Source organism: Neoroseomonas rubea (genome assembly GCF_016106015.1).
GTDB classification, from domain to species: Bacteria; Pseudomonadota; Alphaproteobacteria; order Acetobacterales; family Acetobacteraceae; genus Neoroseomonas; species Neoroseomonas rubea.
This window is the reverse complement of sequence record NZ_JACADQ010000427.1, coordinates 1-2,983: the sequence shown is the minus strand read 5'-3', so window position 1 is coordinate 2,983 and position 2,983 is coordinate 1. Positions and strand designations below refer to the sequence as shown.

2 protein-coding genes are annotated in these 2,983 nt (G+C 68.6%); both read left to right on the top strand.

Translation table 11 applies throughout. The annotated features are described in order from the left end of the window. Positions 1-2,670, top strand: a 2,670-nt coding sequence (locus tag HW577_RS23110; RefSeq protein ID WP_198378461.1) for a 2-oxoglutarate dehydrogenase E1 component, incomplete at its 5' end; no start/stop codon positions are given. A gap of 28 nt (positions 2,671-2,698) precedes the next feature. Beyond that, positions 2,699-2,983 (top strand): biotin/lipoyl-containing protein (locus HW577_RS23105; protein ID WP_332837795.1); only part of this gene is annotated, 285 nt, incomplete at its 3' end.

Here is a 2,983-nt window from a genome sequence, read left to right as displayed (position 1 = left end):
GGCCCCGAGCCCGAGAAGCCCGCCGCCAAGCCGGCCAAGCCCGGCGCGGCCGCGGCGGACCCCGAGGCGACGCGCCGCGCGGTGCTCGATTCGATCCGCGCGCTGATGCTTATCCGCTCCTATCGCGTGCGCGGGCATCTGGAAGCTCAGCTCGACCCGCTCGGCCTGACCAAGCCCAAGCCGCATCCGGAACTCGACCCCAAGTCCTACGGCTTCACCGAGGCCGACCTCGACCGCGAGATCTTCCTCGACTTCGTCCTCGGCAAGGAAACTGCGACGCTGCGGGAGATCATCGCGATCTGCCGCGCCTCCTATTGCGGCTCGATCGGCGTCGAGTTCATGCACATCCAGGACCCGGACCAGAAGTCCTGGATCCAGCGCCGGATCGAGGGCGCGCCCTGGCTGACCGCCTTCGATGCCGAGGCCAAGAAGCGCATCCTGTCCGACCTGACCGATGCGGAGGGCTTCGAGAGCTTCTGCGCGCGCAAGTTCGTCGGCACCAAGCGCTTCGGCCTGGAAGGCGGCGAAAGCACCATCCCCGCGCTCGAGACCGTCATCGAGACGGCGGCGAAGGAAGGCGTGAAGGAAATCGCGATCGGCATGGCCCATCGCGGCCGGCTGAACGTGCTGGTGAACGTGGTGCGCAAGCCCTACGTGCAGGTCTTCTCCGAGTTCAAGGGCGTCGGCGCCAATCCGGACGACGTGCAGGGCTCGGGCGACGTGAAGTACCACCTCGGCACCTCGACCGATGTCGAGATCGCCGGGCGGATGGTCCACCTCTCGCTCCAGCCCAACCCCTCGCATCTGGAAGCGGTCGATCCGGTCGTCGTGGGCAAGGTGCGCGCGCGCCAGGACATGGCCGGCGACACCAAGGGCCGGCGGTCGGTGATGGGCATCCTGCTGCATGGCGATGCCGCCTTCGCCGGCCAGGGCGTGGTGTACGAGACGCTGGCGATGAGCCAGCTCATCGGCTACCGCACCGGCGGCACGGTCCATATCGTGACCAACAACCAGATCGGCTTCACGACGGTCGCCGCGCACGCCTATTCCGGGCTGTACTGCACCGACGTGGCCAAGGCGATCCAGGCGCCGATCCTGCACGTGAACGGCGACGACCCGGAAGCGGTGGTGTTCTGCGCGAGGATGGCGGCGGAATTCCGCATGACCTTCGGCGCGGACATCGTGCTCGACATCGTCTGCTACCGCCGCCACGGCCACAACGAGAGCGACGAGCCCGCCTTCACCCAGCCCATCATGTACAACCGCATCAAGGAGATGCGCACGACGCGCACCCTGTACGCGGACAAGCTGGCGCGCGAGGGCAGCCTGTCGGCCGAGGACTCGAAGGCGATGTACGACGCCTTCAATGCCCGGCTCGAGGACGCCTTCCAGGCCGCGCAATCCTTCCGCCCGAACAAGGCGGACTGGCTTGAGGGACATTGGACGGGCCTGAAGTCCGCCACGGCGGGTGAGGAGGTCGAGAAGCTGCACGAGACCGCCGTGCCGCTCGACACGCTGCGCGAAGTGGGCGCCGCACTCTGCCGCGTGCCGTCCGAATTCGCCGTGAACCCCAAGATCGCCCGCCAACTCGAAGCCAAGAAGCAGGCGATCGAGACCGGGGAAGGTCTCGACTGGGCGACCGGCGAGGCGCTCGCCTTCGGCACGCTGCTGCTCGAAGGCCACCGCGTGCGCCTGTCGGGGGAGGACGTGCAGCGCGGCACCTTCAGCCACCGCCACGCCTACCTGATCGACCAGGGCAGCCAGGCGGAATACGTGCCGCTGAACAACATCCGCGACGGCCAGCCGAAGTTCGAGGCGTTCAACTCCCTGCTCGCCGAATTCGGCGTGCTCGGCTTCGACTACGGCTATTCGCTGGCGGACCCGCACACGCTGACGATCTGGGAAGGCCAGTTCGGCGACTTCGCCAACGGTGCGCAGGTCATCATCGACCAGTTCATCGCCAGCGGCGAGACCAAGTGGCTGCGCATGTCGGGCCTCGTGATGCTGCTGCCGCACGGCTACGAAGGCCAGGGGCCGGAACATTCCTCGGCGCGCCTCGAGCGCTACCTGCAGCTCTGCGCCGAACGCAACATGCGCGTGTGCAACTTCACGACGCCGGCCAACTACTTCCACGCGCTGCGCCGGCAGATCAAGGCGAACTACCGCAAGCCACTGATCCTGATGACGCCAAAGTCGCTGCTGCGCCACAAGCTCGCTGTCAGCAGCCTGTCGGATTTCGCCCCGGGCAGCGCCTTCCGCTACGTGATCCCCGAGACCGACGCGATCGCGCCGGAGGAGAAGGTGAAGCGCGTCGTGCTGTGCACCGGCAAGGTCTACTACGACCTGCTCCAGGAACGGCGCGACCGCGGCATCGACGACGTCGCGATCGTGCGCGTCGAGCAGATGTTCCCCTTCCCGCGCAACAGCCTGGCCAAGGCGCTCGCCCCCTACCGCAACGCGGAGGTGGTGTGGTGCCAGGAGGAGCCGGAGAACATGGGCGCCTGGACCTTCATGGACCGGCGGATCGAGGGCGTGCTCAAGACCCTCGAGATCCAGGCGAAGCGGCCCGACTTCGTGGGCCGCGAGGAAGCGGCGAGCCCGGCCACGGGCCTCGCGAAAGTGCACCAGCAGCAGCAGGACGCCCTGGTGCGCGCGGCCCTCGGGGTCTGAGCGCGCACCGGCAGACAATGGACGGCAGATCATGACCGACATCCTCGTTCCCACCCTCGGCGAGAGCGTCTCCTCCGCCACCGTCGCCCGCTGGCTCAAGAAGGCCGGCGAGGCGGTCGCGGCCGATGAGCCGCTGGTGGAACTCGAGACCGACAAGGTGACGGTGGAGGTCAACGCGCCTTCCGCCGGCGTGCTGGAGGCGATCGCCGCGGCCGAGGGCGCGGAGGTCGCGCCCGGCGCGCTGCTGGGGTCCATCGCCGCGGGCGCCGGCGCGGGGGTGAAGCCCGCCCAACCGCAGCCCGCCCCGGCCGCG